This window comes from Alteromonas sp. ABH4_456 (assembly GCF_056160645.1).
This window is the reverse complement of record NZ_JBSWXO010000008.1, coordinates 77,662-104,012: the sequence shown is the minus strand read 5'-3', so window position 1 is coordinate 104,012 and position 26,351 is coordinate 77,662. Positions and strand designations below refer to the sequence as shown.

Annotated in this window: 24 protein-coding genes; 19 read left to right on the top strand and 5 right to left on the bottom strand. The window is 48.3% G+C overall.

Features of this window, described 5'->3' with window-relative positions; genetic code table 11:
• Positions 1–87 precede the first annotated feature (87 nt).
• From msbA to ACXAG2_RS13435, 6 genes are read left to right on the top strand one after another with little or no spacing between them, the layout of a single operon-like run.
• A complete protein-coding gene (gene msbA, locus ACXAG2_RS13460) occupies positions 88–1,836 on the top strand; it encodes a lipid A export permease/ATP-binding protein MsbA (RefSeq protein WP_474867780.1) in 1,749 nt (582 codons plus the stop codon).
• Between the two features lie 2 nt (positions 1,837–1,838).
• Entirely contained in the window at positions 1,839–2,855 is a 1,017-nt protein-coding gene (gene lpxK, locus ACXAG2_RS13455) for a tetraacyldisaccharide 4'-kinase (protein ID WP_474867778.1), read from the top strand.
• A complete protein-coding gene (locus ACXAG2_RS13450) occupies positions 2,845–3,039 on the top strand; it encodes a Trm112 family protein (RefSeq protein WP_119501239.1) in 195 nt (64 codons plus the stop codon). Before lpxK ends, ACXAG2_RS13450 begins: the two co-directional genes overlap by 11 nt.
• Positions 3,039–3,797: a 3-deoxy-manno-octulosonate cytidylyltransferase gene (kdsB, locus tag ACXAG2_RS13445; protein WP_474867775.1), complete on the top strand. Its 759-nt coding sequence runs from the start codon at positions 3,039–3,041 to the stop codon at positions 3,795–3,797. Before ACXAG2_RS13450 ends, kdsB begins: the two co-directional genes overlap by 1 nt.
• 3 nt (positions 3,798–3,800) lie before the next feature.
• On the top strand, positions 3,801–4,460 hold the full coding sequence (locus tag ACXAG2_RS13440) for an SDR family oxidoreductase (RefSeq protein WP_474867772.1): 660 nt from the start codon (positions 3,801–3,803) through the stop codon (positions 4,458–4,460).
• Complete coding sequence (locus tag ACXAG2_RS13435; protein ID WP_474867907.1) at positions 4,457–5,452, top strand: Kelch repeat-containing protein; 996 nt, start codon at positions 4,457–4,459, stop codon at positions 5,450–5,452. The genes ACXAG2_RS13440 and ACXAG2_RS13435 overlap by 4 nt, the downstream gene beginning before the upstream one ends.
• 17 nt (positions 5,453–5,469) lie before the next feature.
• Here ACXAG2_RS13435 and rimO read toward each other — a convergent pair whose 3' ends face one another.
• Positions 5,470–6,915: a 30S ribosomal protein S12 methylthiotransferase RimO gene (gene rimO, locus ACXAG2_RS13430; RefSeq protein ID WP_474867769.1), complete on the bottom strand. Its 1,446-nt coding sequence runs from the start codon at positions 6,913–6,915 to the stop codon at positions 5,470–5,472.
• A gap of 172 nt (positions 6,916–7,087) precedes the next feature.
• Between rimO and ACXAG2_RS13425 the strand changes: the two genes are divergently transcribed.
• The gene (locus ACXAG2_RS13425) at positions 7,088–7,633 is read left to right on the top strand and encodes a DUF2919 family protein (RefSeq protein ID WP_474845834.1); all 546 of its coding nucleotides are present in this window, start codon (positions 7,088–7,090) and stop codon (positions 7,631–7,633) included.
• On the opposite strand, the gene ACXAG2_RS13420 is transcribed toward ACXAG2_RS13425, so the two are convergent.
• Both ACXAG2_RS13420 and tcdA read right to left on the bottom strand, forming a co-directional pair.
• On the bottom strand, positions 7,584–7,991 hold the full coding sequence (locus ACXAG2_RS13420; protein ID WP_349586040.1) for a hypothetical protein: 408 nt from the start codon (positions 7,989–7,991) through the stop codon (positions 7,584–7,586). The two genes, ACXAG2_RS13425 and ACXAG2_RS13420, sit on opposite strands and share 50 nt — an antisense overlap.
• A gap of 46 nt (positions 7,992–8,037) precedes the next feature.
• Positions 8,038–8,811, bottom strand: a complete 774-nt coding sequence (gene tcdA, locus ACXAG2_RS13415) for a tRNA cyclic N6-threonylcarbamoyladenosine(37) synthase TcdA (protein ID WP_474867767.1) — start codon at positions 8,809–8,811, stop codon at positions 8,038–8,040.
• A 210-nt stretch (positions 8,812–9,021) separates the two neighbouring features.
• Here tcdA and ACXAG2_RS13410 point away from each other — a divergent pair, with 210 nt between their 5' ends.
• From ACXAG2_RS13410 to ACXAG2_RS13395, 4 genes are all read left to right on the top strand, one after another.
• The gene (locus ACXAG2_RS13410) at positions 9,022–9,981 is read left to right on the top strand and encodes a glutathione S-transferase family protein (protein WP_474867764.1); all 960 of its coding nucleotides are present in this window, start codon (positions 9,022–9,024) and stop codon (positions 9,979–9,981) included.
• Entirely contained in the window at positions 9,981–10,814 is an 834-nt protein-coding gene (locus ACXAG2_RS13405) for a pirin family protein (protein WP_474867761.1), read from the top strand. The genes ACXAG2_RS13410 and ACXAG2_RS13405 overlap by 1 nt, the downstream gene beginning before the upstream one ends.
• 154 nt (positions 10,815–10,968) lie before the next feature.
• Positions 10,969–12,390 (top strand): mannose-1-phosphate guanylyltransferase/mannose-6-phosphate isomerase, encoded by a 1,422-nt coding sequence (locus ACXAG2_RS13400; RefSeq protein ID WP_474867758.1) that lies wholly within the window; start codon positions 10,969–10,971, stop codon positions 12,388–12,390.
• Positions 12,387–13,847: a phosphohexomutase domain-containing protein gene (locus ACXAG2_RS13395; protein ID WP_474867756.1), complete on the top strand. Its 1,461-nt coding sequence runs from the start codon at positions 12,387–12,389 to the stop codon at positions 13,845–13,847. Before ACXAG2_RS13400 ends, ACXAG2_RS13395 begins: the two co-directional genes overlap by 4 nt.
• A 63-nt stretch (positions 13,848–13,910) precedes the next feature.
• On the opposite strand, the gene ACXAG2_RS13390 is transcribed toward ACXAG2_RS13395, so the two are convergent.
• Positions 13,911–14,330, bottom strand: coding sequence for a DUF3429 domain-containing protein (locus ACXAG2_RS13390; protein ID WP_474867754.1), 420 nt, complete (start codon positions 14,328–14,330; stop codon positions 13,911–13,913).
• Positions 14,331–14,390: 60 nt separating this feature from the next.
• Entirely contained in the window at positions 14,391–15,671 is a 1,281-nt protein-coding gene (locus tag ACXAG2_RS13385; RefSeq protein ID WP_474867751.1) for a citrate synthase, read from the bottom strand.
• A gap of 667 nt (positions 15,672–16,338) precedes the next feature.
• Here ACXAG2_RS13385 and sdhC point away from each other — a divergent pair.
• The 8 genes from sdhC (at position 16,339) to sucD (ending at position 26,266) form a co-directional block, all read left to right on the top strand.
• On the top strand, positions 16,339–16,713 hold the full coding sequence (sdhC, locus tag ACXAG2_RS13380; RefSeq protein ID WP_119501253.1) for a succinate dehydrogenase, cytochrome b556 subunit: 375 nt from the start codon (positions 16,339–16,341) through the stop codon (positions 16,711–16,713).
• Entirely contained in the window at positions 16,707–17,054 is a 348-nt protein-coding gene (sdhD, locus tag ACXAG2_RS13375; protein WP_119501254.1) for a succinate dehydrogenase, hydrophobic membrane anchor protein, read from the top strand. The genes sdhC and sdhD overlap by 7 nt, the downstream gene beginning before the upstream one ends.
• A 1-nt stretch (position 17,055) precedes the next feature.
• The gene (gene sdhA, locus ACXAG2_RS13370; RefSeq protein WP_303574205.1) at positions 17,056–18,828 is read left to right on the top strand and encodes a succinate dehydrogenase flavoprotein subunit; all 1,773 of its coding nucleotides are present in this window, start codon (positions 17,056–17,058) and stop codon (positions 18,826–18,828) included.
• Positions 18,829–18,842: 14 nt separating this feature from the next.
• Complete coding sequence (locus ACXAG2_RS13365; protein WP_119501256.1) at positions 18,843–19,553, top strand: succinate dehydrogenase iron-sulfur subunit; 711 nt, start codon at positions 18,843–18,845, stop codon at positions 19,551–19,553.
• A 202-nt stretch (positions 19,554–19,755) separates the two neighbouring features.
• The gene (locus ACXAG2_RS13360; RefSeq protein ID WP_474845850.1) at positions 19,756–22,578 is read left to right on the top strand and encodes a 2-oxoglutarate dehydrogenase E1 component; all 2,823 of its coding nucleotides are present in this window, start codon (positions 19,756–19,758) and stop codon (positions 22,576–22,578) included.
• Positions 22,579–22,588: 10 nt separating this feature from the next.
• On the top strand, positions 22,589–24,091 hold the full coding sequence (odhB, locus tag ACXAG2_RS13355) for a 2-oxoglutarate dehydrogenase complex dihydrolipoyllysine-residue succinyltransferase (RefSeq protein ID WP_474867748.1): 1,503 nt from the start codon (positions 22,589–22,591) through the stop codon (positions 24,089–24,091).
• A gap of 136 nt (positions 24,092–24,227) precedes the next feature.
• Positions 24,228–25,394, top strand: a complete 1,167-nt coding sequence (gene sucC, locus ACXAG2_RS13350; protein WP_070124077.1) for an ADP-forming succinate--CoA ligase subunit beta — start codon at positions 24,228–24,230, stop codon at positions 25,392–25,394.
• Positions 25,394–26,266: a succinate--CoA ligase subunit alpha gene (sucD, locus tag ACXAG2_RS13345; protein ID WP_070124076.1), complete on the top strand. Its 873-nt coding sequence runs from the start codon at positions 25,394–25,396 to the stop codon at positions 26,264–26,266. Before sucC ends, sucD begins: the two co-directional genes overlap by 1 nt.
• Positions 26,267–26,351 lie beyond the last annotated feature (85 nt).

The window sequence follows — 26,351 nt, the reverse complement described above, 5'->3', positions numbered from 1 at the left end:
ACAAAGGCCGGCATTAACACCGCGCATTGGGAATTTAGCCGATTCCAGTTACAATGGGCCGGTTATTCGAATAAGTGATGAAAATAAATGCAAAATTCCGACCCGGCGGCCAGTAACCAGCGCCGCTTTTTTACGTATCTGCGAAACTATAAACTCGCTTTTTTCGTGGCCGTAATCGGTATGATTGGGTATTCCGCGCTGGATACCTACGTAATATCCAATCTTAAACCTCTGATAGATGACTCCCTTGGTAACGGTGACAGCGACTTTCTGCGTATAGCGGCTATTGCCATCGTACCACTGTTTATCCTTCGCGGTATTTTCAATTTTATGGGTACCTACACCCTCAGCTGGATTGGCTCACAGGTTGTAATGACCATGCGCCAGCAGTTGTTCGAAAAGTACATGCATTTACCGGTCTCATTTCATGATCAGCAGGCTGTCGGGGCACTCATCAGTAAAGTGACCTACGACACTGAACAGGTGGCTAGTGCGGCCAGCAAGGCGCTGCTGACCATTGTTCGTGAGGGGGCGCTGGTTATTGGTCTGTTAGTCGTCATGCTGTATCAGTCCTGGCAGTTGTCTCTTATTTTTCTCATTATCGGCCCGCTGGTGGCAATCATTGTTGCAGTGGTCAGCAAACGGTTCAGGAAGGTCAGCCGCAATATACAACAGTCAATGGGAAGTGTGACGGCGTCGGTTGAGCAGGCGGTAAAAGGCCATAAAGTTATCCTGATGTTCGGGGGCCAGGACTTCGAACGTAACCGCTTTGCACAGAAAAATAACCACAACCGTCAGCAAACGATGAAGCTGGCGGTGACGCAAATTTTAAGTGTGTCGTCTATCCAGATCATTGCCTCCGTCGCACTGGCTGTGGTGTTGTTCATGGCAAGTCTGCCGGGTATTATGGCAAATCTGACTGCAGGCACGTTTATCAGCGTTGTGTTCTACATGGTGATGTTGCTTAAGCCACTTAAACAACTGACCACTGTGAATAATGAATACCAGCGCGGCATGGCAGCCTGTAACAGTATTTTTGAAATACTGGATGAAGAGATTGAAGTGAATACCGGCACTAAAAAGTTGGAACGTGCGCAAGGTAACATCGCGTTTAATCATGTGACTTTCACCTATCCCGGCAAAGAACGTCCGGCCCTGACCGACATCAGTTTTTCAGCCAGACCGGGGGAAACCATTGCGCTGGTCGGTAAGTCCGGCAGCGGTAAATCTACCATTTCTTCTCTTCTCACCCGCTTTTACCTGCCTCAGCAGGGGGAAGTGCAGTTGGACGGTATGAACATTAATGACATTGAGCTGCGTTCGCTGCGCAAACAGTTTGCCACTGTTTCCCAGCATGTCACCTTGTTCAATGATTCCATCGCCAACAACATTGCATACGGCGTAATGGATAAAGTATCGCGGGAAGATATCGAAAAAGCGGCAAAGATGGCCCATGTTACCGAGTTTGTGGATCAGCTTGACGAAGGCCTGGATACTGTCGTCGGTGAAAATGGTCTGATGCTCTCGGGTGGTCAGCGTCAGCGTATTGCCATTGCCCGTGCAATTCTCGCCAGAGCGCCGGTACTGATTTTAGATGAAGCTACATCGGCGCTGGATACGGAATCAGAAAAACTGATTCAGGATGCACTGGAACAGCTGCAAAAGTCCTGTACATCCCTGGTGGTGGCCCACCGCCTGTCAACAATTGAAAAGGCAGACCAGATCATCGTCATCGATCAGGGGCGTATCCTTGAGCAGGGACGTCACAGCGAATTGCTGGCGAAAAAAGGCCATTATGCTCAGTTGCATGCATTACAGTTTGGTGAAACTCACTGAGCATGGATATCAACAAGCTGTGGTACCAGAAATCAAAGCGGGTATGGCTGTTGTGGCCCCTGGCGTTGTTATTTGCCTTTGTGAGTGCCTGCCGGCGATGGTTATTTAAGACCGGTTTAAAAAAGCGTTCTCATCCCGGTGCGTTTGTTATTGTTGTGGGCAACATTTCGGTTGGCGGAAATGGCAAAACGCCGGTGGTGCTTGCCATCACAGAACATTTTAAAAGAAAAGGATTGAAACCCGGTGTACTCAGCCGTGGTTATGGCGGCACGATGCAGCATCATCCGTATCGTGTTATGCCCGGTGACGATGCTGCCGTTTGCGGTGATGAACCTGCGTTAATTGCCGGACGTACCGGCGTACCGGTTGTTATAGACCCGGTACGTGCACGCGGGGCTAAAATGCTGGCGGAAGAATTACACTGTGATGTCATTATCTGCGATGACGGGCTGCAACATTATGCGTTGGAACGGGATCTTGAGCTGGTAGTCATGGACAGCCGGGGAACCGGAAACGGTCATTTGCTGCCCATGGGCCCGCTGCGGGAGAAGCCATGGCGCCTGACGTCTGTGGACGGAATAATATTGAATGGCAACGCTGATCTAACGGCTTTGCCACAACAAATCACTTTACCGCCTGCATTTAATCTGACTCTTGAGGGGCGTTACTTTTGTAATGTCCGGGAGCCCGGACGCAAGACGGGTATTCAGGATTTTTGCGCAAAATCCGGTATTCATGCCCTGGCGGGGATTGGTCATCCTGAACGTTTCTTCCGTCAGTTAGAGATGTACGGAATGACGTTATCATCAACACAACCGCTTCCCGATCATCATCATTTCTCCGCCGCAGATATTCCCCCGGGCACGGTGGTCATGACTGAGAAAGACGCTGTGAAAGCAAGAGCGTTTGCCCATGAAGATTGTTGGTATTTGCCGGTGGATGCCGTATTACCTGAAGAATTTTATGACTTACTGGATACCCGGTTTGAAGCCGGAAGAAGGATAAACAATGAGCTTTGACATTAAATTATTGGATGTACTTGCATGCCCTGTATGCAAAGGTAAATTGATCCTGTCACAGGATAAGCAGGCCTTGTTGTGTCGTTTTGACCGCCTCAGCTATCCGGTGAAAGACGGTATTCCCGTGTTAATGGAAGTGAACGCCACAAAATTATCAGTAGACGACATGGATGCGGCCCGCTGATGGACTTTACCGTTATCATTCCTGCCAGATACGGCTCTTCCCGGTTTCCGGGTAAACCTCTTGCTGATATCAATGGAAAGCCAATGATTCAGCATGTGACCGAGAGGGCGGCAGAAGCGGGCGCATCGGCTGTGATTGTCGCTACCGACGATAGCCGTATAGCGACTGTAGCGGAGGGCTTCGCACGGGTGGTGATGACGTCGGACAAACACGAATCCGGCACTGAACGTCTTGCGGAAGTCATTCAGAAAGAGAACCTTGCTGATGATACCCTTATCGTAAACGTGCAGGGCGATGAGCCTTTCGTACCTGCTGCCAACATCCGTCAGGTTGTGGAAAACCTGTCACAGCGCTCTGATGTGGCCATGACCACACTGGGCACTGAAATGCACAGCGCAGATGATGTGCTTAACCCGAACATGGTGAAAGTTGTACGAAACGCAAAAGGTGAAGCGCTCTATTTTTCCCGTTCGGCGATCCCTTTTGAGCGTAGCAGCATGATGACCGATCCGGGCAGAACTGATCCCTCCCTTTATCTTCGCCATATTGGTTTATATGCTTACCGTGCAGGTTATGTGAATCAGTATGTCAGTTACACACCTAGTGCGCTGGAACATACAGAGTCACTGGAGCAGTTACGGGCATTGTGGTACGGCGATAAAATCCATGTTGACGTGGCATCCGAACCACCGCCTGTGGGCATTGATACACCGCATGATCTGACACGACTTCTGGCACTGCTGAATGACGGAGAATGATTTATGAATGTGGTAATTACCGGTGGTAACCGCGGGATTGGACTGGCGCTGACCAAAGCGTGTCTTGCCAGAGGAGATAACGTTTATGTTGCCTGCCGTAACAGTTCTGACGCGCTGAATGCTTCCGGAGCAACGGTGTTGACCGGCGTGGATGTCTCTAACCCGGATGCGTTACCGGCAGCACTTGCACCTCTGCGCGATATTCACATTGACCTTCTCATCAATAATGCCGGCGTACTGGCCAGGGAAACGCTGGATGAACAGGAACCGCATACTATTGATTATCAGTTCAGAGTTAATGCTCTCGGGCCTTTGCTGGTATCGCAAATCCTGCTCCCGGCCATGGGTGAAGGCGGTAAAATCGGTCTTGTGACCAGCCGGATGGGCTCTATGGCGGATAACACATCAGGTGGATATTACGGTTACCGGATGTCAAAAGCAGCATTGAACGCTGCCGGTGTATCCATGGCCAACGATTTGCGTACCAGAGGCATCGCAGTGGCTTTACTGCATCCGGGCTTTGTGCAGACGGAAATGGTAAACAATGCCGGTGATGTTGATGCAGATACAGCCGCAGCCGGTTTGCTGAAGCAACTTGATAGTCTTTCAATGGAGAATACCGGTAGCTTTGTTCATGCAAACGGGGAGTCACTTCCTTGGTGATTCGCCGCTCTGCAGCAGTTGCACTCCTTTTTTGCGCAGGCAATGCCGCCGCAGCCAGTAACTATCACTGGCAACACGGCCCTTCATTGCCTGCACCGGTGCAGGAAATTTACCCCGCAGTACACAAAGAGAGTATTTATGTGGCTGGTGGCCTGACATCCGGAACCCCGAATTTCACGGTATCAGACCAGGTTTTTCGTTTTCAGCAGGGCAGTAAAAACTGGCAAACACTGCCGCCTTTTCCTGTTGCTGTGCATCACGCTATGCTTGTGTCTGCGGGTGAAAAATTATGGTCCTTCGGTGGTTTCACAGAAAACGAAAACGGGCAGTGGATTAATTCCTCTGCGGTTTGGGAATTTAATGAAAGCGACGGCAGCTGGATAAAGCGTAATCCCATGCCGGTTAAATTGTCTGAAAGCATTTCTGCCGTCATAAACGGAAAAGTGCACCTCGCCGGCGGACGGACCACGACAAAAGATAACTATCACTGGCAGCATCATATGGACTCAGACTGGCACGGCGTGTTTGATCCGGAAACGTCGGTGTGGCAGTCAGCAACGCCCATTCCAACCCCGCGCAACAGTGCATGCAGTGTGGTGTATGACGATAAGTGGCATGTGATTGGTGGCCGCACAGTGGTCAATGGCAACACTGCTGTGCATGAAGTATTTGATGCAGCAAAAGACATCTGGATAACCGAAAAGCCTATGCCGGAAGCAGAAGCGGGGATTGGTTGCGCGGTGCTTCACGGCAGTATTTATGTTTTTGGCGGCGAATATTTTGACGATGCCGGAGGTGGTGTATTCCACAAGGTCTGGCGATACGAAATTAATCGTAAGCGCTGGTCTGAAGCCACAGTCATGCCAGTGCCGCGACACGGGCTGGGCGTGGTGAGCTTTGAGGATGCCATCTGGTTAATTGGCGGGGCAGGTGAGGCAGGTGCGAAAGACACCCGCCATATCGTCAGTCAGTTTACGGTTGCCACTGACTGATTATGACGGCCTGTGGATCAGGCCGTTTCCAGCTCTTCGTCATCGTCAGGGCTCAAAACGCCCCAGACATCGTGCTCGTCAGCATGAATGATTTCTGCCCAAACACGTTCACCCGGTTTCACATCGTGCACACCATTGAGGTGAACGACGCCGTCGACTTCCGGGGCATCGGCATAGGTACGGCCAACGGCACCTTCGGCGTCAACACTGTCAATGACCACCAGATATTCTTTACCGATACGTGACTTCAGGCGTTGTGCACTGATTTCGCTTTGTACTGCCATAAAGCGTGCAAGCCGGTCCTGCTTAACGTCTTCCGGCACCGGGTCAGGCAAATCATTGGCCTTTGCGCCTTCAACCGGACTGTAAGCAAAGCAGCCAACGCGGTCCAGCTGTGCTTCGCGAAGGAAAGTCAGCAATTCTTCAAATTCTTCTTCCGTTTCTCCCGGGAATCCAACAATAAAAGTTGAGCGGATAATGAGCTCAGGACAAGCTTCACGCCAGGCTTTGACCCGCTCGATGGTGCGTTCTGCACTGCCGGGACGCTTCATCAGACGCAGGATACGTTTGCTGGCATGCTGAAAAGGGATATCAAGATACGGCAGAATACGACCTTCATTCATCAGCGGAATAAGATCATCCACATGAGGGTAGGGATAAACGTAGTGCAGACGCACCCACATATCCAGTTCACCGAGTTGTTCACACAACTGCTGCATATGTGCCTTAACCGGCATACCGTTCCAGAAACCTGTGCGGTGTTTTACATCTACACCGTATGCACTGGTGTCCTGGGAAATGACCAGTAATTCGCTGACACCTGCTGATTTCAGGCGCTTTGCTTCATCAAGTATTTCACCCACCGGACGGCTGACCAGGTCTCCCCGCATAGATGGAATAATGCAGAATGTACAGCGGTGGTTACAGCCCTCGGAGATTTTGAGATAGGCGTAATGTCTCGGAGTCAGTTTAATGCCATGATCCGGTACAAGGTGCTCGAACGGATTGTGAACCGGCTTCGGCAGATGACTGTGAACCTGTTCCACCACGCTTTCATAAGCATGGGGGCCGGTGATAGCGAGCACATTCGGATGCACCTCGCGGATTTCATCTTCTTTGATCCCAAGACAACCGGTCACAATCACTTTCCCGTTTTCTGTCAGTGCTTCACCAATCGTATCTAATGATTCCTGCACAGCAGAATCGATAAAACCGCAGGTGTTGACGATGACGAGATCGGCATCGTTGTAAGTAGGGACAACGTCGTACCCTTCGGTGCGAAGCTGGGTGAGAATCCTTTCGGAATCCACGAGGTTTTTCGGGCAGCCTAAACTGACAAAACCAATTTTCGCAATGGGATTTTCCACGGTGGATGCCGGGCTGTCGCTACGCTGTGACTCAAGTACTTTGACCGGAGTACTGAGTGTGGTGGTCGCGTTCGGGGTGTATTTCTCTACGGACATGAATTTCTACTGTTAACACATTATCGGCACATTATATCAGGCTTATTGCAGAGTAATAAGATTAGCCTTCGTTCCGGCAGCGATTTCCTCTTTTTTCATTCACCTGTTAGACTGCCGCACCTGAATAATCCTGTGTGTCCGGGTGTTACCCGGAGGAAAGCGTTCACTCCTCATGTTATTGCCGTTACATTGCTATGATGAAGCCGGTCGCGTCAAACCGCCACTCTGGCTTTACTGGATGCTGTTAATACTTTGCAGTGACTGGATTGCATTAGTCTTTTCTCTGGTCACGTTTGGCCAGACATCAGAATTACTTTCCGTACTTTATCCTGATAAAACAGTACTTGGCTGGCGCTTGCTTGCCACCTGGCCTTTTTTAACAGTCATTTTGCTGATGGGTAACCGGGAGCGGTTGTGGAATAAGGAATTGACCGGCTGGCGACTGGGGATCATGCCGCTTATCTGGACGGGAAATATCGTCAGTATCGCAGCACAAATGCAGACCGTGCTGCACGACCAGTGGGATTTCCACTGGACGCCGGCTTGTTTTATTCTGGTCAATGTTCTGGTATTCGTCACTGTCATGCGCAGCCGGCATATACGGTTGATGGTCAGTGACTGGCGTGATCCGGCCACCGGAGACAGTGGCGGCACAGAAGATAAAAAAATTACTGACGCTGGCGTGACAAAGCCTGGTCAAAATACATCGCCACACTGACATTGCTGTCGTTTACCAGGCGCTCATAACAAATACCGGCAAACGCGTAAGAGTACTCTCCGGCGTCCAGTACAACAAAGGGCGCTTCGGGATTTGAATCGTCATATCGCCAGTCGCCGCCAGCAATCTTTCTGTAGGTCTCACCAAGATACGCACCGTAGACGTTACAAATGGTAAAGACGGCGGAGTCTTCCAGCGCTTTGTCGTGGTACTTGTCCAGAAAAGATAGCAGTATGTCGTCAACGCTCTTTGTGCTTTCAGGGCTGTAATCCAGTTCAATAGCGAATTCATCATGAGCCGCCCGGACAGCGTCGGCAGAGCATTCTTCCATTAATTTTTCGAGTTCAGCTTGTTGCATCGTGTTCTCCTTTTGCTTTTATTGTGCGCGTTGTAGCCCGATGTGTCTATTTCGCCGTGATTTTATTAATCACACTAGCCGCTGCAAACATGCCAAATGTTGCGGTTACCGTTACCACTGCACCAAAACCGCCGGCGCAATCGAGTCGCGTACCGCCTTCAAGTGCAGATTTACTGTGACACACTGAACCGTCCGGTTGGGGGTAGCGTAACTGTTCCGTCGAATAGATGCACTCCACGCCAAACCGGCGTTTCGGATTTTTCGTGAAGTTATAAAAGCGTCTTAATTCACTGCGAACCTTTGCCGCCAGCGGATCCTGAATAGTTCTGGCGAGGTCGCCCCGTGTTATCTGCGTGGGATCAATTTGACCGCCGGCACCGCCAACGGTTACAACATGACGCTTGTTACGCTTGCACCAGGCAATGATAGCCGCTTTGGCCTTCACACTGTCGGTGGCCTCAATCACGCTGTCCATATCAGTATGCAACACTTCACGGACATTCTCAGGTGTCACAAAGTCTTCTACCGTAATTACCCTGCAGGCCGGATTAATTAACTTAATACGTTCAGCCAGCACGTCGACTTTAGCCTGACCTACCGTGTTGTCCAACGCATGGATCTGACGGTTGATGTTGGTCGTACACACATCATCAAGGTCAATCAGAGTAATCGTACCCACACCGCTGCGTGCCAGCGCTTCAGCACTCCACGCGCCAACGCCCCCTACACCTGTTACACAAACGTGGGCTGCTGCCAGTTTTTCAGTGCCATCAACGCCGTACAGCCGGCTTATTCCGCCAAATCGTTGTTTTTCGCCCATAGTTCCTGCTGATTTAATGTAAAGCTGCGTCGCTGACGGTAATTCAGGCGACCGGCAGTATTTTACAGGTAATTTCTTGTTAATGCAGTGCGCAGTGCGGATTTGACGGGGATTATTCTAATTATCCGGATAATCAATCCTTGAATTGTCAAAATACGTTAAACGAAAGGTGTGATTAAATTTCAAAATCCAATTTAACAGGAGCTTTTCATGGGACTACTGGTAGACGGTAAATGGCAGGACAAATGGTACGATACTGACGGCAACGGCGGGAAATTCAAACGGGAACAGTCTGTGTTCCGTCATCATGTTGAGAATGCAGATAACGCGAAATTCCCTCCTGAAAGCGGGCGATATCACCTTTATGTGTCGCTTGCCTGTCCGTGGGCACACAGAACCCTGATTTTCCGGAAAATTAAAGGACTGGAACCGCACATCAGTGTTTCCGTTGTATCGCCGGATATGCTGGATAATGGCTGGACCTTTGATAAATCCGCAGGTAGCAGTGGCGATGATCTTTATGATTTTGATTTCATGCATCAGCTATACACCAAAGCTGAGCCGTGCGTAACAACACGGGTTACGGTACCTGTGCTCTGGGATAAGAAAACCGCATCTATTGTCAGTAACGAATCGGCGGATATTATCAGAATGTTCAATACGGCATTCAATGACATAACCGGTGATACGACGGACTATTATCCTCCGGCGTTACGGGAAGAAATCGATAATATCAATGAACTGGTTTATCACAACATCAACAACGGTGTGTATAAATGTGGTTTTGCTACTACCCAGAATGCTTACGAAGAGGCATTTGAAGCCCTGGTTAACGCCATGAACTCTGTCGAATCCAGATTGAGTCATCAACGATACTTGTGCGGTGACAAACTTACTGAAGCAGACTGGCGTTTGTTTACCACGCTTATCCGCTTTGATCCTGTCTATCACGGTCATTTTAAATGTAATCATAAACGGGTCACTGATTATCCCAATTTGTACGATTATATGCGGGAGCTGTATCAATTTCCCGGTGTGGCTGACACAGTGGATTTTGCTCATATCAAACGCCATTACTACTACAGTCATACCATGATTAATCCGACACAGGTTGTGCCGGCGGGTCCGGCACAGCAACTGGATGTGCCCCATACCAGAGAGAACAAATAATGAGCACTAAAACTGTATTGTCACTTCATCAGGGAAAACCCACACAAGATGGTGCGGGCGTGTCGCTGACCCGCATAATAGGACAGCCGTCGCTTCCCCGTCTTGATCCCTTTCTGATGCTGGATTTTTTCGGTTCTGATAATCCGGGTGAATACATCGCCGGTTTTCCTCCTCATCCCCACAGGGGATTTCAAACGGTGACTTATATGCTGGCAGGTAAAATGCGTCACCGGGATTCCGTAGGCAATGAAGGTGTCATCGAGGCAGGTGGCATCCAGTGGATGAACGCGGGCAGGGGACTCATTCATGAAGAAATGCCGGAACAGGAATCGGGGTTGTTGCAAGGCTTTCAATTGTGGGTGAATTTACCGGCAAAAGAAAAAATGTCAGCGCCGGGATATGAAGATATCCATCCTGATGCCGTGCCGGATGTTGCTATAGGGCAACAGATCAGGGTGAAAATACTGGCTGGTGAATTTAATGGCGTCAGTGGTCCGGTTAAAAGTCATTCTGTCGATCCGCTGTTTATTGACGTACAAAGCGCTGCTGAAGAGGAAGTGACGTTGCCGCTGGCGGATGAACACAATACATTTGTTTACTGCTACGAAGGTGGCCTGCAAATTGCTGAACAACCGGTAAGTCATGGAAAGTTGGCTGTACTCAGTAAAGGAACAGAATTAACGATGTCAATGCAGGCCGGCACAAAATGCATTATTGTCAGCGGTGCGCCTATTCAGGAACCTGTGGTGCAGTACGGACCATTTGTTATGAACACCGAAGCTGAAATTCATCAGGCCATTAAAGACTATCAGAACGGGCGTTTTGCTGGTTAAACAGGCATTTTTAAGCTGGTTTGTGTCGAAATTGTTAAAATTGCATGGTTTTGACGACTTTCCACTGACAAACAATTGAACCAAAGCAGCCACTCGCTTAGTATTCAGTGAGGCAGGAAAAAGAATTAGCCGTACTTATAAAACAGGAAAGTCAATGAAACCAGTTATCTTAGCCGGTGGGACAGGGAGTCGATTATGGCCCAAATCCCGCGCAGCACTTCCAAAGCAGTTTCTCGCGCTCACGTCAGAACAAACTATGTTGCAGGAGACGGTTACCCGTCTGAAAGGGACCGATTCCGAAAGCCCCATTTTTATTTGTAATGACGCCCATCGTTTTCTGGTTGCAGAACAGTTACGCATACAGAACATTGCCCATGACGGAATTTTGCTTGAGCCGGTAGGGCGCAACACTGCCCCTGCGATTGCACTGGCTGCGTTGCATGCAACCAAAAATGGTGAAGATCCTATTCTACTGGTGCTGGCAGCTGACCATCTGATTAAAGATACGCCGGCTTTCCATCTTGCCATCGAAAAGGCGGAGACCCTGGCACGAACAGGTAAGCTGGTAACCTTTGGGATTGTGCCGGACCAGCCGCATACCGGTTACGGTTACATCAAAGCCGGAGACGGAATTGATAACGGATTTGTGGTTGATGAATTCGTAGAAAAGCCGGATCTTGCCACTGCGGAAGGTTATGTGTCTTCCGGTAAGTATTTCTGGAACAGCGGCATGTTCATGTTTAAAGCAAGCCGTTATCTGGAAGAGTTAGAAAAATTCAATCCAGACATTCTGTCAGTTTGCCGTGATGCCATCGATACTGAGTCTGCTGATCTGGACTTCATCCGCGTTGACGCAGATGTATTTGCATCCTGCCCGGACGATTCAATCGATTATGCGGTGATGGAAAAAACCGACAGTGCGGCAATGGTGCCACTCGACGCTGGCTGGTCTGATGTTGGCAGCTGGTCATCCTTATGGGAAACCGCAGAGAAAGACACCCGTGGCAATGTTATAGTTGGTGATGCCATCCTTGAAGGCGTTAACAACAGTTATATTAATGCCGAACAGCGTTTGATTTCTGTTATCGGACTGGATGATGTTGTTGTTGTTGAAACAAAAGACGCCATCATGGTTGCGCACAAAGATAAAGTGCAAAACATCAAAAATGTGGTAAACCGTCTGAAAGCTGAAAAACGCCCGGAATTCGAATTCCACCGTGAAGTATTCAGACCCTGGGGCAGTTACGATTCCATTGATAACGGTGCCCGTTTCCAGGTGAAGCGTATTACGGTTAAACCGGGTGAAAAATTATCTGTACAAATGCACCATCACAGAGCTGAGCACTGGATCGTAGTAAGCGGCACAGCCAATGTTACCATCGGAGAAAAAACGCAGTTGGTGACAGAGAACGAGTCGACCTATATTCCAATCGGTGAAGTTCATGCGCTGGAAAATCCGGGCAAGATCCCGCTGGAGCTGATTGAAGTGCAATCCGGTGGCTACCTGGGTGAAGATGATATCATCCGTTTCTCTGACCGTTATGGCAGAACAGAAAAAAAGGATGGTAAAGCGTGAGTCAGCCAATTACCTGTTTTAAAGCCTATGACATCCGCGGAGAGCTGAACAAGCAGCTCTCCGAGGAAGTGGCTTACCGTATAGGCCGCGCTTTTGCTGAAGAACTGAAAGCGAAAACTGTAGTTGTTGGTGGTGATGTGCGCCTTACTTCTACACCATTGAAACTGGCTTTGTCAGCGGGCCTGATTGATGGCGGTGCAAAGGTTTATGACTTAGGTGATACCGGCACTGAAGAGATATATTTTGCCACTAAGCACCTGGGTGTTGACGGTGGTATTGAAGTAACTGCCAGCCATAACCCGATTAACTACAACGGTATGAAGCTGGTTAAAGCCGGTTCTGTTCCTATCAGTGGTGATACCGGGTTAAATGCGATTAAAGCGCTTGCTGAGACGTACGGTGACGAAGCGGTTGCAAGCCGTCTGGCATTTTATTGCAATGATGCCAGCATTGATGCTGAAGCGTTCTTCAACGGCCACAGTCATATTGATATTGCGAAGCTTAAGGCTTCCGGAGCCTACGAAGAAAAAGACTGCCTCACAGATTATGCACGCCACGTTGTCTCGTACATTGATACAGCTAACCTGACGCCTCTGAAAATTGTCGCGAATGCGGGTAATGGTGCAGCCGGTAAGGCGCTGGATGCCATTGAAGCGATATTTGCTGAAACTGGCGTGCCGGTGGAGTTCATCAAAGTTCACCATCAGCCTGACGGTACATTCCCTAACGGGATCCCCAATCCGCTGCTGCCTGAAAACCGTGCGGATACTGCAAAAACGGTTATTGCCCATAACGCTGATTTCGGCATCGCCTGGGACGGTGATTTTGACCGCTGTTTCCTGTTTGATGCGAAAGGGGAGTTTATTGAAGGCTATTATATTGTAGGTTTGCTTGCTCAGGCGTTCATCGACAAGGAAGATAAAGCCAAAATTATCTACGATCCCCGCGTATTCTGGAACACAGAAGACATTGTGAAAACATCTGGCGGCACGCCGGTTAAATCCAAAACCGGTCATGCGTTCATCAAAGAGCGTATGCGTAAAGAAGACGCTGTGTACGGCGGCGAAATGAGTGCTCACCACTATTTCCGCGACTTTGCTTATTGCGATTCAGGTATGATCCCCTGGTTGCTGGTGGCAGAACTGCTCTGCACAAAGCAAACATCGCTGGCTGATATGGTGGCAGCACGGATTGAAGCTTTTCCGTCCTCAGGGGAAATTAACAGCGTGCTGAAAGATGCTGATGCTGCGCTGGCGCGGGTTAAAGCAAAATATGAAGCAGACGCTGAAGTTATCGACGATACTGACGGCATCGGTTATGAATTTGCTGAGTGGCGCTTTAATTTGCGTAAATCGAATACGGAGCCGGTAATACGCCTGAACGTTGAGTCCCGCGGTAACATTCCGTTGATGGAAGAAAAAACACAAGAATTAATTACGCTTATTCGATCTGAATAATAGTCATTCCTTAAATGTCTAAAGCCTCGTTTTAACGAGGCTTTTTCGTTTGTATAACCTGATTCAGAACAGGAAAATCAACCAGGCATGTGACAACACAACTACTGTTGTTAAAGCCATCCGCAAGGTGATATAGCTGACAATCGCTGATTTATCTAATGCGAGTACCTGCTTGTCATAAAATAATACTGCCAGATAAGCCACCGACAGCACACCCAGCGTAGACAGGTTGCCTGCAAATACGAGACATAGCCAGCCAGTAATCGTCGGCAGCATGGCAATCACAGGTTGCGGACCATACGCTTTTTTATTCAGGGCATCCCACCAGTAAATACCACCAAAAAATGAAAGCAGAACGGCAGAATACTGGGTGAAATAACGGGCACTTTCATGCAACGGCAGCAGGTTAAGGACCACTGCAAGAGGCAAAAATAAAAAAGGGATCAGTCCGGCAACCCCTAATAGCACAACCTGATAGGGCATATTCACTCCTTAAAACAAAAATAGCGCCATAAGGCGCTATTTTAACTCATCGGGAAAAAATTACTTTTTCAGCGGTGAGAATTTACGTTGGTTGTAACCTGTATACATCTGACGTGGACGACCGATTTTTTGCTTTGGATCGCTCATCATTTCATGCCAGTGTGAAATCCAGCCAACTGTACGGGACAGAGCAAAGATACACGTGAACATGTTGGTAGGAATACCAATCGCTTTTAAGATAATGCCTGAGTAGAAATCAACGTTCGGGAACAGTTTCTTCTCAGCGAAGTACGGGTCGTTAAGGGCGATTTTTTCCAGTTCCATTGCTACATCGAGTAATGGATCCTGTACATTCAGCTCTTTCAGTACTTCGTGACAGCTTTCACGCATTACTGTGGCGCGCGGGTCGTGGTTTTTGTAAACACGGTGACCGAAGCCCATCAGACGGAAAGGATCGCTCTTATCTTTCGCGCGTGCGATATACTCAGGAATACGGTCCACGCTGCCGATTTCTTCCAGCATTGTCAGACATGCTTCGTTTGCACCACCGTGCGCAGGGCCCCACAGAGATGCGACACCGGCAGCGATACACGCATAAGGGTTAGCACCTGAAGAACCTGCCAGACGGACAGTAGACGTAGAAGCGTTTTGTTCGTGGTCAGCGTGAAGCGTGAAAATACGGTCCATAGCCAGTTCAACGGCAGGACTGATTTTGTATTCTTCAGCAGGGACTGAGAACATCATATTCAGGAAGTTTGCAGCGTAGCTTAAGTCGTTACGCGGGTAAACAAACGGCTGACCGATGTTGTACTTGTAACACATAGCTACCAGCGTAGGCATTTTCGCGATTAAGCGGTGTGCACTGCGCATACGCTCTTCAGGGTTAGAAACGTCCAGGTCACTGTGGTAGAAAGAAGACATCGCACCTACAGTGCCGCAAAGCATGGCCATCGGGTGGGCATCATTACGGAAACCGTGGAAGAACATGTTGATTTGTTCATGAACCATTGTGTGACGGGTAATTGTCGCACGGAAATCTTCATATTCTTCTTTAGTTGGTGCTTCGCCGTTTAACAGCATGTAGCACACTTCGAGGTAGGACGCATCACGTGCCAGCTCTTCGATAGGGTAACCACGGTGCAGTAATACACCAGCCGCGCCATCGATATACGTAATTGCAGACTCGCAAGAGCCTGTCGCCATGAAACCGGGGTCGAACGTGAAATATCCGTGTGCACCCAGTGAACGTACATCAATTACATCTTGACCCTCGGTGCCGGACAAAATCGGTAGTTCGATCTCTTTATCACCGGCTTTCAGAATGGCCTTCTGATCTGCCATAAATGCTCTCCTCAGAATGGTTCTTTGGCAACGTTCTCGCTTAAAAACTAAACGAGTTAGTTGGAAAAAGTGGCGTAGTTTTACTTTATTATGCAGCTAAAAGTCAATTTAATTGCAAAATTGTATAATAAATATTCCAAGTTATTAAAAGTTATATCGAAACTGTATTACAACTTATGTTTATTTTATTTACGCACTAAAAAATAAGTTGTAATTGAAGTGAAAAGAAATGGTTTCTTCATGACAGATTAACAATCATGTGAAATTTCCATGGATTACATCTGTTTCATCTAAATGCATAGAATTTCAGGTGTGTTATATTAATACGCGACGCCATAGGTGTTGAGTGTAGATTGCCTGCTGCACTTGCGCTTGCTTCGATAAGCAAAAGTAACGCTCTCATCATACACCCCGCCATCCGGTGTTCAGAAGTTATACGACTAAAGTCCTAATAGGGTACAAAAAATTGTAATTGTACAATGCGCTGGATATACTCAGGCGTGCTTGAAACGAGGCACTACTGCCTTGTTAATAAAGCAATAAATACTTCACAAATTGTTAACAACTCATTGGACGAGACTATTAACAGGTAAACAACCGAATTACTCTGTCAGGACATAAAAACAGCGGGTAATTCATATCCCTACGGATTAAACAGGCATAAATTGTGAAAAAGCAAAGACCAGTAAATTTAGACCTCAAGACAATTAAATTTCCTCCCTCTGCTGTTTCTTCAATTCTCCACCGCGTCACCGGCGTAGCCATGTTTTTCGCACTTTTATTTGTTATCTGGGCATGGGCAGTTTCTGTTTCATCACCAGACGGCTTTGCTAACGTGCAAACAATCATGGACGGAGTAATTGGAAAACTGATTGCTATCGGTACAGCTTCCGCACTTACGTATCACATTCTTGGCGGTATCCGTCACGTTATTATGGATATGGGTCACTGGGAAGAATTAGAGTCAGGTAATAACAGCGCCCGTGCAATCATCGCACTGTGGGTTGTTCTTACTGTCGTTTTGGGAGTCGCACTATGGTAACTAACCAGGCAAGCATTAAGCGCGACGGTGTACAAGATTACGTTACACTGCGCACAACCGCCGCAATCATCACCGCATTTTCATTTTTCATGGTGTGGTTCTTCATCACCACCGATGAACTCAGCTATGAAATATGGCGTGGTCTGTTTACTGGCTTAGGCATGAAGGTCTTCACATTTGCAACACTGGTTGCTGTTATGTTTCACGTTCGTGTTGGTCTGTGGCAAGTTCTTACCGATTACGTTAAAGCGCCCGGCCTGCGTGCTGTTATCCAGTTCGTATTGAACCTGATTGCGTTTGTATACGTTCTTGTTGGCCTGTTTGTTTTGTGGAGTATCTGATATGAATCTACCAGTACATGAATTTGACGCCGTTGTAATCGGCGCAGGCGGTGCGGGTATGCGTGCCGCATTGCAAATTTCTCAGTCAGGTAAATCCTGCGCCTTATTATCTAAGGTTTTTCCTACCCGTTCTCACACCGTATCTGCGCAGGGTGGTATCACCGTAGCGCTGGGTAACTCCCATGAAGATAACTGGGAATGGCACATGTATGACACGGTAAAAGGTTCCGATTATATCGGTGACCAGGACGCCATTGAATATATGTGTAAAACCGGTCCTGAAGCCATTATTGAAATGGAAAACATGGGTCTGCCTTTCTCACGTTTCGAGAATGGTAAAATTTATCAGCGTCCTTTCGGTGGTCAGTCGAAAAACTTCGGTGGCGAGCAGGGCGCACGTACGGCGGCTGCTGCCGACCGTACTGGTCACGCGCTGCTTCACCTTCTGTATCAACAGAACGTGAAAAACAAAACGAAAGTATTTTCTGAGTGGTACGCACTGGATCTGGTTAAGAACCAGGACGGCGATGTAGTAGGTTGTACTGCTATCGACATTGAAACCGGTGAAGTGGTTTACTTTAAGTCACGTGCTGTTGTACTGGCTACCGGTGGTGCTGGTCGTATTTACGCTTCTACTACTAATGCTCACATCAATACCGGTGACGGTGTTGGTATGGCACTGCGTGCCGGTGTTTCCGTACAGGATATGGAAATGTGGCAGTTCCACCCGACAGGTATTGCCGGTGCCGGTACGCTGGTAACCGAAGGTTGTCGTGGTGAAGGTGGTTACCTGCTTAATAAAGACGGCGAACGTTTCATGGAACGTTATGCTCCTAACGCGAAAGACCTTGCCGGTCGTGACGTTGTTGCCCGTTCAATGATGACTGAAATCCGTGAAGGTCGTGGTTGCGAAGGCCCCTGGGGTACTCACATTAAATTGAAGCTTGACCACCTGGGTAAAGACGTACTTGAGTCACGACTGCCAGGTATCCTTGAGCTGTCACGTACATTTGCTCACGTTGATCCGGTCAAAGAACCAATTCCGGTAATCCCGACTTGTCACTATATGATGGGTGGTATTCCAACCAACGTTCATGGCCAGTGTCTGACTGTTGATGAAAACGGTAACGACTCCGTAGTAAATGGTTTATTCGCCTGTGGTGAGATTGCTTGTGTATCTGTACACGGTGCAAACCGCCTGGGTGGTAACTCACTGCTTGATCTCGTGGTGTTCGGTCGTGCGACCGGTCTGCACCTGGGTGAAAAACTGTCTGAAATCGCGCCTGCCCGTGATGCTTCTCAATCTGATCTTGATGCGGCTATGGCCCGCTTCAATCGATGGGAGTCTTCTGAAAAAGGCAAGGGTGAAGATCCGGTTCAAATTAAAAAGGACCTGCAGCAATGTATGCAACTTAACTTCTCGGTATTCCGTGAAGGTGATGCAATGGCTGAAGGTTTACAACAACTTAAAGAAATCAGAGAACGCCTGCAACACGCCCGTCTTGATGATAAGAGTTCTGACTTTAATACCCAGCGTATTGAGTGTCTTGAGCTTGATAACCTCATGGAGACAGCATACAGCACTGCAGTGGCTGCGAACTTCCGTACGGAAAGTCGTGGTGCACACAGCCGTTTCGACTTCCCGGACCGTGACGATGAGAACTGGTTATGCCACAGCATCTATCGGCCGCAAACCGAGTCTATGTTGAAACGTGACGTCAATATGGCGCCAAAGTTACGGGAAGCATTCCCGCCTAAAGTGCGTTCGTATTAAGAGAGGCAAGTATCATGCAATTACATTTTTCAGTTTATCGCTACAACCCTGACGTAGACGACGCACCTAAGATGCAAGACTACAAAATGGAAGTGGAAGAAGGCCAGGATATGATGGTGCTGGATGCACTGCTGCTTCTTAAAGAACAGGATCCTACGCTGTCTTTCCGCCGCTCATGCCGTGAAGGTGTATGTGGTTCAGATGGTATGAACATGAATGGCAAGAATGGCCTGGCATGTATCACACCATTATCTGCTCTGGGTAAAGGTAAAATTGTTATCCGCCCACTGCCAGGTTTGCCGGTAGTGCGTGACCTGGTTGTTGACATGACGCAGTTCTACAACCAGTACGAGAAAATTAAACCGTTCCTGATTAACGACAGTAAGCAGCCGCCTGCACGTGAACATCTGCAGTCGCCTGAAGACCGCGCAAAACTGGATGGCCTGTACGAGTGTATTCTATGTGCTTGTTGTTCAACGTCTTGTCCGTCGTTCTGGTGGAACCCTGACAAGTTCATCGGCCCTGCTGGTCTGCTTCATGCTTATCGTTTCTTAATCGATAGCCGTGACACCGCTACCGAAGAGCGACTCAACGACCTGGATGATGCATTCAGCGTCTTCCGCTGCCACGGTATCATGAACTGTGTCAGTGTATGTCCGAAAGGATTGAACCCGACAAAAGCTATCGGCCAGATTAAGTCGATGCTTTTACAACGGGCTGTTTAGTACAAATTTCTGTCACTTTTTTAGTTTCAGATTGTAATTAGCTAAATGGCCATCCATCGAGGATGGCTATTTTTTTATATATACGGCATAAACGGTTGGTTTTTATTCACAATATGATCATAACTATTGGTTCTTATGAAAATAACCGTCATAATATAACACCGTGTTAAAGAATATTTCCTAAACGTAGCAAGGCACAATAATGCAAGAAAGCGTGATGAAAGCGTGGTGGGATTCCTCGCATATGGCGGGCGCCAATGCTGCCTATGTGGAAGAGCTGTACGAAATGTACATCGACAATCCACAAAGCGTTTCAGATACATGGCGTCAAGTGTTCGATACCCTACCGAAAGTTGACGGCGTAGAACTGGAAAGCAACCATACGTCAATTCGTAATCAATTCAGGCAGCTCGCTGCCCTTGGACCAACAGCCAGGATGTCTTCATCTGCCAGTCAGGAAGGCTCCGCTCCTTCAGATGACCGTCAGGTTAAAGTTCTTCAGCTGATTAACGCGTATCGTTTTCGTGGTCACCAGAATGCAAATCTCGACCCGCTTGGACTTTGGAAACAAACTAAAGCCCGCGATTTGGATCTCTCTCATCACTCTCTGACAGATGCAGACCTCGACGTTAACTTTAATGTCGGTTCGTATGCTATCGGTCAGGACAGCATGTCGCTACGTGACCTGTTTAAATCTCTTAACCGCACTTACTGCGAATCTATCGGTGCAGAATACATGCACATTACCGATACTGAGCAGAAGCGCTGGTTACAACAACGCATAGAATCTGTAGAAGCCAGCCCGCAAATCTCTAAAGAAGAGAAGCTTGCTATCCTTAAAGGGCTGACAGCTGCTGATGGTATGGAAAAATACCTGGGTGCAAAATTCCCGGGTGCCAAGCGCTTCTCACTGGAAGGTGGTGATGCACTGGTTCCTATGCTTAAAGGCCTTATTACTGAAGCCGGAACCGTTGGCACTAAAGAAGTGGTAATCGGTATGGCTCACCGTGGCCGTCTGAACGTACTTATTAATGTGCTGGGTAAAAACCCGTCTGTTTTGTTCGACGAGTTCTCCGGAAAACATGACAACACGTTGGGTTCCGGTGACGTTAAGTATCACGCAGGTTTCTCTTCAGACTTCGCAACGCCCGGCGGTAATGTTCACCTGGCGCTGGCGTTTAACCCGTCTCACCTTGAAATTGTTAACCCGGTAGTTATGGGCTCTGTACGTGCACGTATTGACCGCCGCAATGACGATTTCAATAAAGTGCTGCCAATTACCATTCACGGTGACTCTGCGATTGCCGGTCAGGGTGTTGTGCAGGAAACCTTTAACATGTCTCAGACACGTGGTTTCGCTGTGGGCGGTACAGTGCGTATCGTAATCAACAACCAGGTTGGTTTCACAACGTCCAAGACTGAAGATACCCGTTCGACTCAGTATTGTACTGACATTGCGAAGATGGTTCAGGCGCCTATTTTCCACGTGAATTCTGACGATCCTGAAGCGGTGATGTTTGTGACTAAACTGGCCCTTGAGTATCGTAATAAATTCAAAAAAGACGTGGTTATCGATCTGGTTTGTTACCGTCGTCATGGTCACAATGAGTCTGATGAGCCGAACGCGACTCAGCCATTGATGTATCAAAAAATTAAAAAGCATCCTGTTCCCCGTCAGATCTATGCTGACCAATTAATTGCTGAGGGTACAATTGAAAGTCGTGATGCTGAACGTTTCATTGAAGAATACCGTGCAGCATTAGATCATGGTGCTTGTGTGGTAGAAGAATGGCGTCCGATGACAGAGCATTCTGTAGACTGGACTCCGTATATTGGTCACGATTGGGATGCACCTTACGATGGCAGTTTGTCTATCGAAAAACTGAAGTCTCTTGCTGAAAGCATCAGTAGTTATCCGGAAGACTTCAAACTGCATTCACGTGTAAATAAGGTCTATCAGGACCGTAAGGCCATGGCATCCGGTGAGAAACCTCTTGACTGGGGGATGGCTGAAAACCTGGCGTACGCATCGATTGTTGACGATGGTAGCAGCATCCGTATGACCGGTCAGGACTCAGGTCGTGGTACCTTCTTCCACCGTCATGCTGTTCTGCACAACCAAACTGATGCTTCAACCTTTATGCCTTTACAGAATATCCGTGAAGGTCAGGGTGAAATCGAAATCTTCGATTCTGTATTATCAGAAGAAGCTGTTATGGCGTTCGAATACGGCTTTGCTACCGCGGAACCCGGTACGCTGACTATCTGGGAAGCGCAGTTCGGTGACTTTGCTAACGGCGCTCAGGTTGTCTTTGACCAGTTCTTAAGTTCAGGTGAAGCGAAGTGGGGCCGTCTGTGTGGTCTGACTGTGTTACTTCCACACGGTTACGAAGGGCAGGGGCCGGAACATAGTTCTGCACGTCTCGAACGTTTCCTGCAATTGTGTGCTGACCACAACTGGCAGGTATGTATCCCTTCTACGCCGGCTCAGGTGTTCAATATGATTCGTCGTCAGGTTGTACGTCCAATGCGTAAGCCTCTGATTGTCATGTCACCTAAGTCATTACTGCGTCACCCGCTGGCTATCTCTTCTTTAGAAGAACTGTCTGAAGGCGTGTTTAAGAACGTTATCGGTGAGATTGATGATATCGATCCGGCTGGCGTGAAACGCGTGGTGATGTGTTCAGGTAAAGTGTACTACGATCTGCTTGACCAGCGTCGTAAGAATGAACAGACCGATGTGGCTATCATCCGTCTTGAACAGTTGTATCCGTTCCCTCAGGAAGAAGCAGCAAAAATTGTTGCAGAATACAGCCATGTTAAAGATTGGGTATGGTGTCAGGAAGAGCCTCAAAATCAGGGCGCCTGGTACAGCAGCCAGCATCACTTCTGGCAAGCCATCCCTGATGGTGCAAAATTATCATATGCGGGACGTGAAGCATCGGCTTCTCCTGCCGTAGGCTATCTATCCGTTCACAACCAGCAACAGAAAGCCCTGGTTGAAGACGCACTCACGATTAAATAAAGGAACAGTGATGACAATTGATATAAAAGTTCCGGTTCTGCCTGAATCAGTTGCCGATGCGACCATTGCAACTTGGCATGTTAAAGCCGGTGATGCAGTTAAGCGCGATCAAAACCTGGTTGATATTGAGACCGATAAAGTGGTTCTGGAAGTAGTAGCACCTGCTGACGGTGTTATTGGAGAAATCCTGAACGAAGAAGGCGCGACTGTATTAGGTGAGCAAGTGATTGCGAAGCTGAGCGAAGGCGGTGAAGCACCGGCTAAATCAGAAAGCAAATCTTCTGAAGCTAAAGCTGAATCTAAAGAAGCCGCACCAGCAGCTTCCGGCAAAACCAGCGATGTAACAGTACCGGTACTGCCTGAATCAGTTGCTGATGCAACCATTGCTACATGGCATGTTGCTGTGGGTGAAGCAGTTAGTCGCGACCAGAACCTGGTTGACATCGAAACCGATAAAGTGGTTCTTGAAGTTGTTGCACCTGCAGATGGTTCTCTGGCAGAAATTCTGGCAGAAGAAGGTGCTACAGTAACGGCTGAAGAAGTGATTGCTAAGTTTGTTGAAGGTGCAGCTTCCGGTAAAGCGTCTCCTGCAGCGACTGAAGAAGCTGACGACAGCGATGAGGGCGATGCGTTAAGCCCGTCTGTTCGTCGTTTACTTGCTGAAAAAGGCGTTGATGCGTCTAAAGTAAAAGGTACCGGCAAAAACGGTCGTATCACCAAAGAAGACGTTGAACAGTATCTGAAAGGCGGTAGTGCAGCACCTAAAGCAGCAGCTACAGCGGCTGAACCGGCAGCTAACCTGCCTGTTGGTGACCGCAGCGAAAAACGTGTTCCTATGACACGTCTTCGTAAAACAATCGCTACCCGTCTGCTGGAAGCGAAAAACTCGACTGCGATGCTGACAACCTTCAACGAAGTGAACATGAAGCCAATCATGGATCTGCGTAAGCAGTATCAGGACAGCTTCGAGAAGCGTCACGGCATTCGTCTTGGTTTCATGTCTTTCTACGTGAAAGCAGTCACTGAAGCGTTGAAACGTTTCCCTGAAGTAAATGCATCTCTTGACGGTGATGACATTTGCTACCACAACTATTTTGATATCTCTATCGCGGTTTCAACCCCGCGTGGTCTGGTAACGCCAGTGCTGAAAGACACTGACAATCTGGGCATGGCAGGTATTGAAAAAGGCATCAAAGATCTGGCTCTGAAAGGTCGTGACGGTAAACTGTCAATGGCTGATCTGCAGGGCGGTAACTTCACCATTACTAACGGTGGTGTGTTCGGTTCTCTGTTGTCTACGCCAATCATTAACCCGCCACAAAGCGCGATTCTGGGTATGCACAAGATCCAGGAACGTCCAATGGCAGTGAATGGCAAAGTAGAAATTCTTCCTATGATGTACCTGGCCCTGTCTTATGACCACCGCATTATCGATGGTAAAGAGTCAGTTGGCTTCCTGGTTACTGTGAAGGAAATGCTTGAAGATCCAACACGTCTGTTACTGGACGTATAAGTTTTCAGGTAGTCATTGTGTGCAGGCAGTAACCCGTTGCTGCCTGTCACAGCGCTGGTTTCGAAGAATGAGGCCGGTCATACTAATCAAGTCGCATAAGCGACTTTTGTCTTACTAAAAATCGGATAGAAACACCATGAATTTGCATGAATACCAAGGTAAGCAGCTATTCAAAGAATACGGTTTACCTGTTTCTGAAGGATACGCATCAGACACACCAGAAGGTGCTGTAGAAGCGGCCGACCGCATCGGCGGTGACGAGTGGGTTGTGAAATGTCAGGTACATGCCGGTGGTCGCGGTAAAGCGGGCGGCGTTAAACTTGTAAAAGATAAAGAAGACATTCGCGCATTTGCAGAGAAGTGGCTTGGCAAGAACCTGGTAACTTTCCAAACTGATGAGAAAGGTCAGCCAGTAAGCAAAATCTTAGTTGAATCTTGCACTGATATCGCAAACGAATTGTACTTAGGTGCGGTTGTTGACCGTGGTACACGTCGCGTTGTTTTCATGGCATCTACTGAAGGCGGTGTTGAAATCGAGACCGTTGCAGAAGAAACGCCTGAAAAAATCCTGAAAGCTGAAATCGACCCAATCGTTGGTCCTCAGCCTTATCAGGCACGTGAAATGGCATTCAAACTGGGTCTGGAAGGCGTACAAGTAAAACAATTTACGCAAATCTTCCTGGGTCTGGCGAAAATGTTCGAAGACCTTGACCTGGCGCTGATCGAAATCAACCCGCTGGTAATCAAAACTGACGGTAACCTGCACTGCCTTGACGCCAAACTGGGTGTAGACGGTAACGCACTGTATCGTCAGAAGAAAGTGAAAGAAATGCACGATCCTTCACAGGAAGATGCCCGTGAAGCACACGCTGCGTCTTTCGAGCTGAACTATGTTGCACTTGACGGTAACGTTGGCTGTATGGTTAACGGTGCAGGTCTGGCCATGGGTACCATGGACATCGTAAACCTGCACGGCGGTAAGCCTGCAAACTTCCTGGATGTTGGTGGTGGCGCGACGAAAGAGCGTGTTGCTGAAGCATTCAAAATCATTCTGTCTGACAGCAATGTTAAAGCAGTACTGGTTAACATCTTCGGTGGTATCGTGCGTTGTGACATGATCGCTGAAGGTATCATCGGCGCAGTAAAAGAAGTAGGCGTTGAAGTACCGGTTGTTGTACGTCTTGAAGGTACAAATGCTGATCTTGGCCGTGACGTTCTGGCGAACTCAGGTCTGGATATCATCGCTGCTGAATCGCTGACTGATGCAGCAGAAAAAGTTGTTGCTGCAGCGGAGGGCAAATAATGTCAGTTTTAATTAATAAAGATACCAAAGTAATCTGTCAGGGTTTCACTGGTGGTCAGGGTACTTTCCACTCTGAACAGGCAATCGCTTACGGTACGCAAATGGTTGGCGGTGTAACGCCAGGCAAAGGTGGTACTGAGCACTTAGGTCTGCCAGTATTCAACACTGTACGTGACGCGGTAGAAGCGACAGGCGCAACGGCATCTGTTATCTACGTACCAGCACCTTTCTGTAAAGATTCAATCGTTGAAGCGGCTGATGCTGGCATTGAGCTGATCGTTTGTATCACTGAAGGTATTCCTACGCTGGACATGCTTTACGTTAAAGAATACGTAAATGCGAAAGGCGTTCGCATGATCGGTCCTAACTGTCCGGGTGTTATCACTCCGGGTGAGTGTAAGATTGGTATCATGCCTGGTCACATCCACAAGCCTGGTAAAGTAGGTATTGTTTCCCGCTCTGGTACGCTGACGTACGAAGCGGTTAAACAAACTACTGACGAAGGTTTCGGCCAGTCTACCTGTGTTGGTATCGGTGGTGACCCAATCCCGGGTTCTAACTTCATCGACATTTTGAAAATGTTCCAGGATGATCCACAGACTGAAGCGATTGTTATGATCGGTGAAATCGGTGGTACTGCTGAAGAAGAAGCTGCTGCGTTTATCAAAGAAAACGTAACTAAGCCGGTTGTTTCTTACATCGCAGGTGTTACTGCTCCTCCGGGTAAGCGCATGGGCCACGCTGGTGCAATTATCGCAGGTGGTAAAGGTACCGCAGACGATAAATTCGCAGCCCTTGAAGCAGCAGGCGTTAAGACTGTTCGTTCACTGGCTGACATCGGTAAAGCACTGCGCGAGCAGACTGGCTGGTAAGCCTTGCTTTTAGATGATTATAAAGCCCGCTGATAGCGGGCTTTTTTAATATAAATCAATGGTTACTCTTTCTGATCCTGTATCG

Excerpts from the sequence above, each read along its gene's own strand:
- ACXAG2_RS13405 (WP_474867761.1), top strand. The coding sequence starts at position 9,981 with ATGAGCACTAAAACTGTATTGTCACTTCATCAGGGAAAACCCACACAA.
- ACXAG2_RS13440 (WP_474867772.1), top strand. The coding sequence starts at position 3,801 with ATGAATGTGGTAATTACCGGTGGTAACCGCGGGATTGGACTGGCGCTG.
- tcdA (WP_474867767.1), bottom strand. The coding sequence starts at position 8,811 with ATGGGCGAAAAACAACGATTTGGCGGAATAAGCCGGCTGTACGGCGTT.
- sucD (WP_070124076.1), top strand. The coding sequence starts at position 25,394 with ATGTCAGTTTTAATTAATAAAGATACCAAAGTAATCTGTCAGGGTTTC.
- ACXAG2_RS13385 (WP_474867751.1), bottom strand. The coding sequence starts at position 15,671 with ATGGCAGATCAGAAGGCCATTCTGAAAGCCGGTGATAAAGAGATCGAA.
- ACXAG2_RS13425 (WP_474845834.1), top strand. The coding sequence starts at position 7,088 with ATGTTATTGCCGTTACATTGCTATGATGAAGCCGGTCGCGTCAAACCG.
- ACXAG2_RS13400 (WP_474867758.1), top strand. The coding sequence starts at position 10,969 with ATGAAACCAGTTATCTTAGCCGGTGGGACAGGGAGTCGATTATGGCCC.
- msbA (WP_474867780.1), top strand. The coding sequence starts at position 88 with ATGCAAAATTCCGACCCGGCGGCCAGTAACCAGCGCCGCTTTTTTACG.
- lpxK (WP_474867778.1), top strand. The coding sequence starts at position 1,839 with ATGGATATCAACAAGCTGTGGTACCAGAAATCAAAGCGGGTATGGCTG.
- ACXAG2_RS13365 (WP_119501256.1), top strand. The coding sequence starts at position 18,843 with ATGCAATTACATTTTTCAGTTTATCGCTACAACCCTGACGTAGACGAC.
- sdhA (WP_303574205.1), top strand. The coding sequence starts at position 17,056 with ATGAATCTACCAGTACATGAATTTGACGCCGTTGTAATCGGCGCAGGC.
- ACXAG2_RS13390 (WP_474867754.1), bottom strand. The coding sequence starts at position 14,330 with ATGCCCTATCAGGTTGTGCTATTAGGGGTTGCCGGACTGATCCCTTTT.
- odhB (WP_474867748.1), top strand. The coding sequence starts at position 22,589 with ATGACAATTGATATAAAAGTTCCGGTTCTGCCTGAATCAGTTGCCGAT.
- kdsB (WP_474867775.1), top strand. The coding sequence starts at position 3,039 with ATGGACTTTACCGTTATCATTCCTGCCAGATACGGCTCTTCCCGGTTT.
- rimO (WP_474867769.1), bottom strand. The coding sequence starts at position 6,915 with ATGTCCGTAGAGAAATACACCCCGAACGCGACCACCACACTCAGTACT.
- sdhD (WP_119501254.1), top strand. The coding sequence starts at position 16,707 with ATGGTAACTAACCAGGCAAGCATTAAGCGCGACGGTGTACAAGATTAC.
- ACXAG2_RS13420 (WP_349586040.1), bottom strand. The coding sequence starts at position 7,991 with ATGCAACAAGCTGAACTCGAAAAATTAATGGAAGAATGCTCTGCCGAC.
- ACXAG2_RS13360 (WP_474845850.1), top strand. The coding sequence starts at position 19,756 with ATGCAAGAAAGCGTGATGAAAGCGTGGTGGGATTCCTCGCATATGGCG.
- ACXAG2_RS13450 (WP_119501239.1), top strand. The coding sequence starts at position 2,845 with ATGAGCTTTGACATTAAATTATTGGATGTACTTGCATGCCCTGTATGC.
- ACXAG2_RS13410 (WP_474867764.1), top strand. The coding sequence starts at position 9,022 with ATGGGACTACTGGTAGACGGTAAATGGCAGGACAAATGGTACGATACT.
- sucC (WP_070124077.1), top strand. The coding sequence starts at position 24,228 with ATGAATTTGCATGAATACCAAGGTAAGCAGCTATTCAAAGAATACGGT.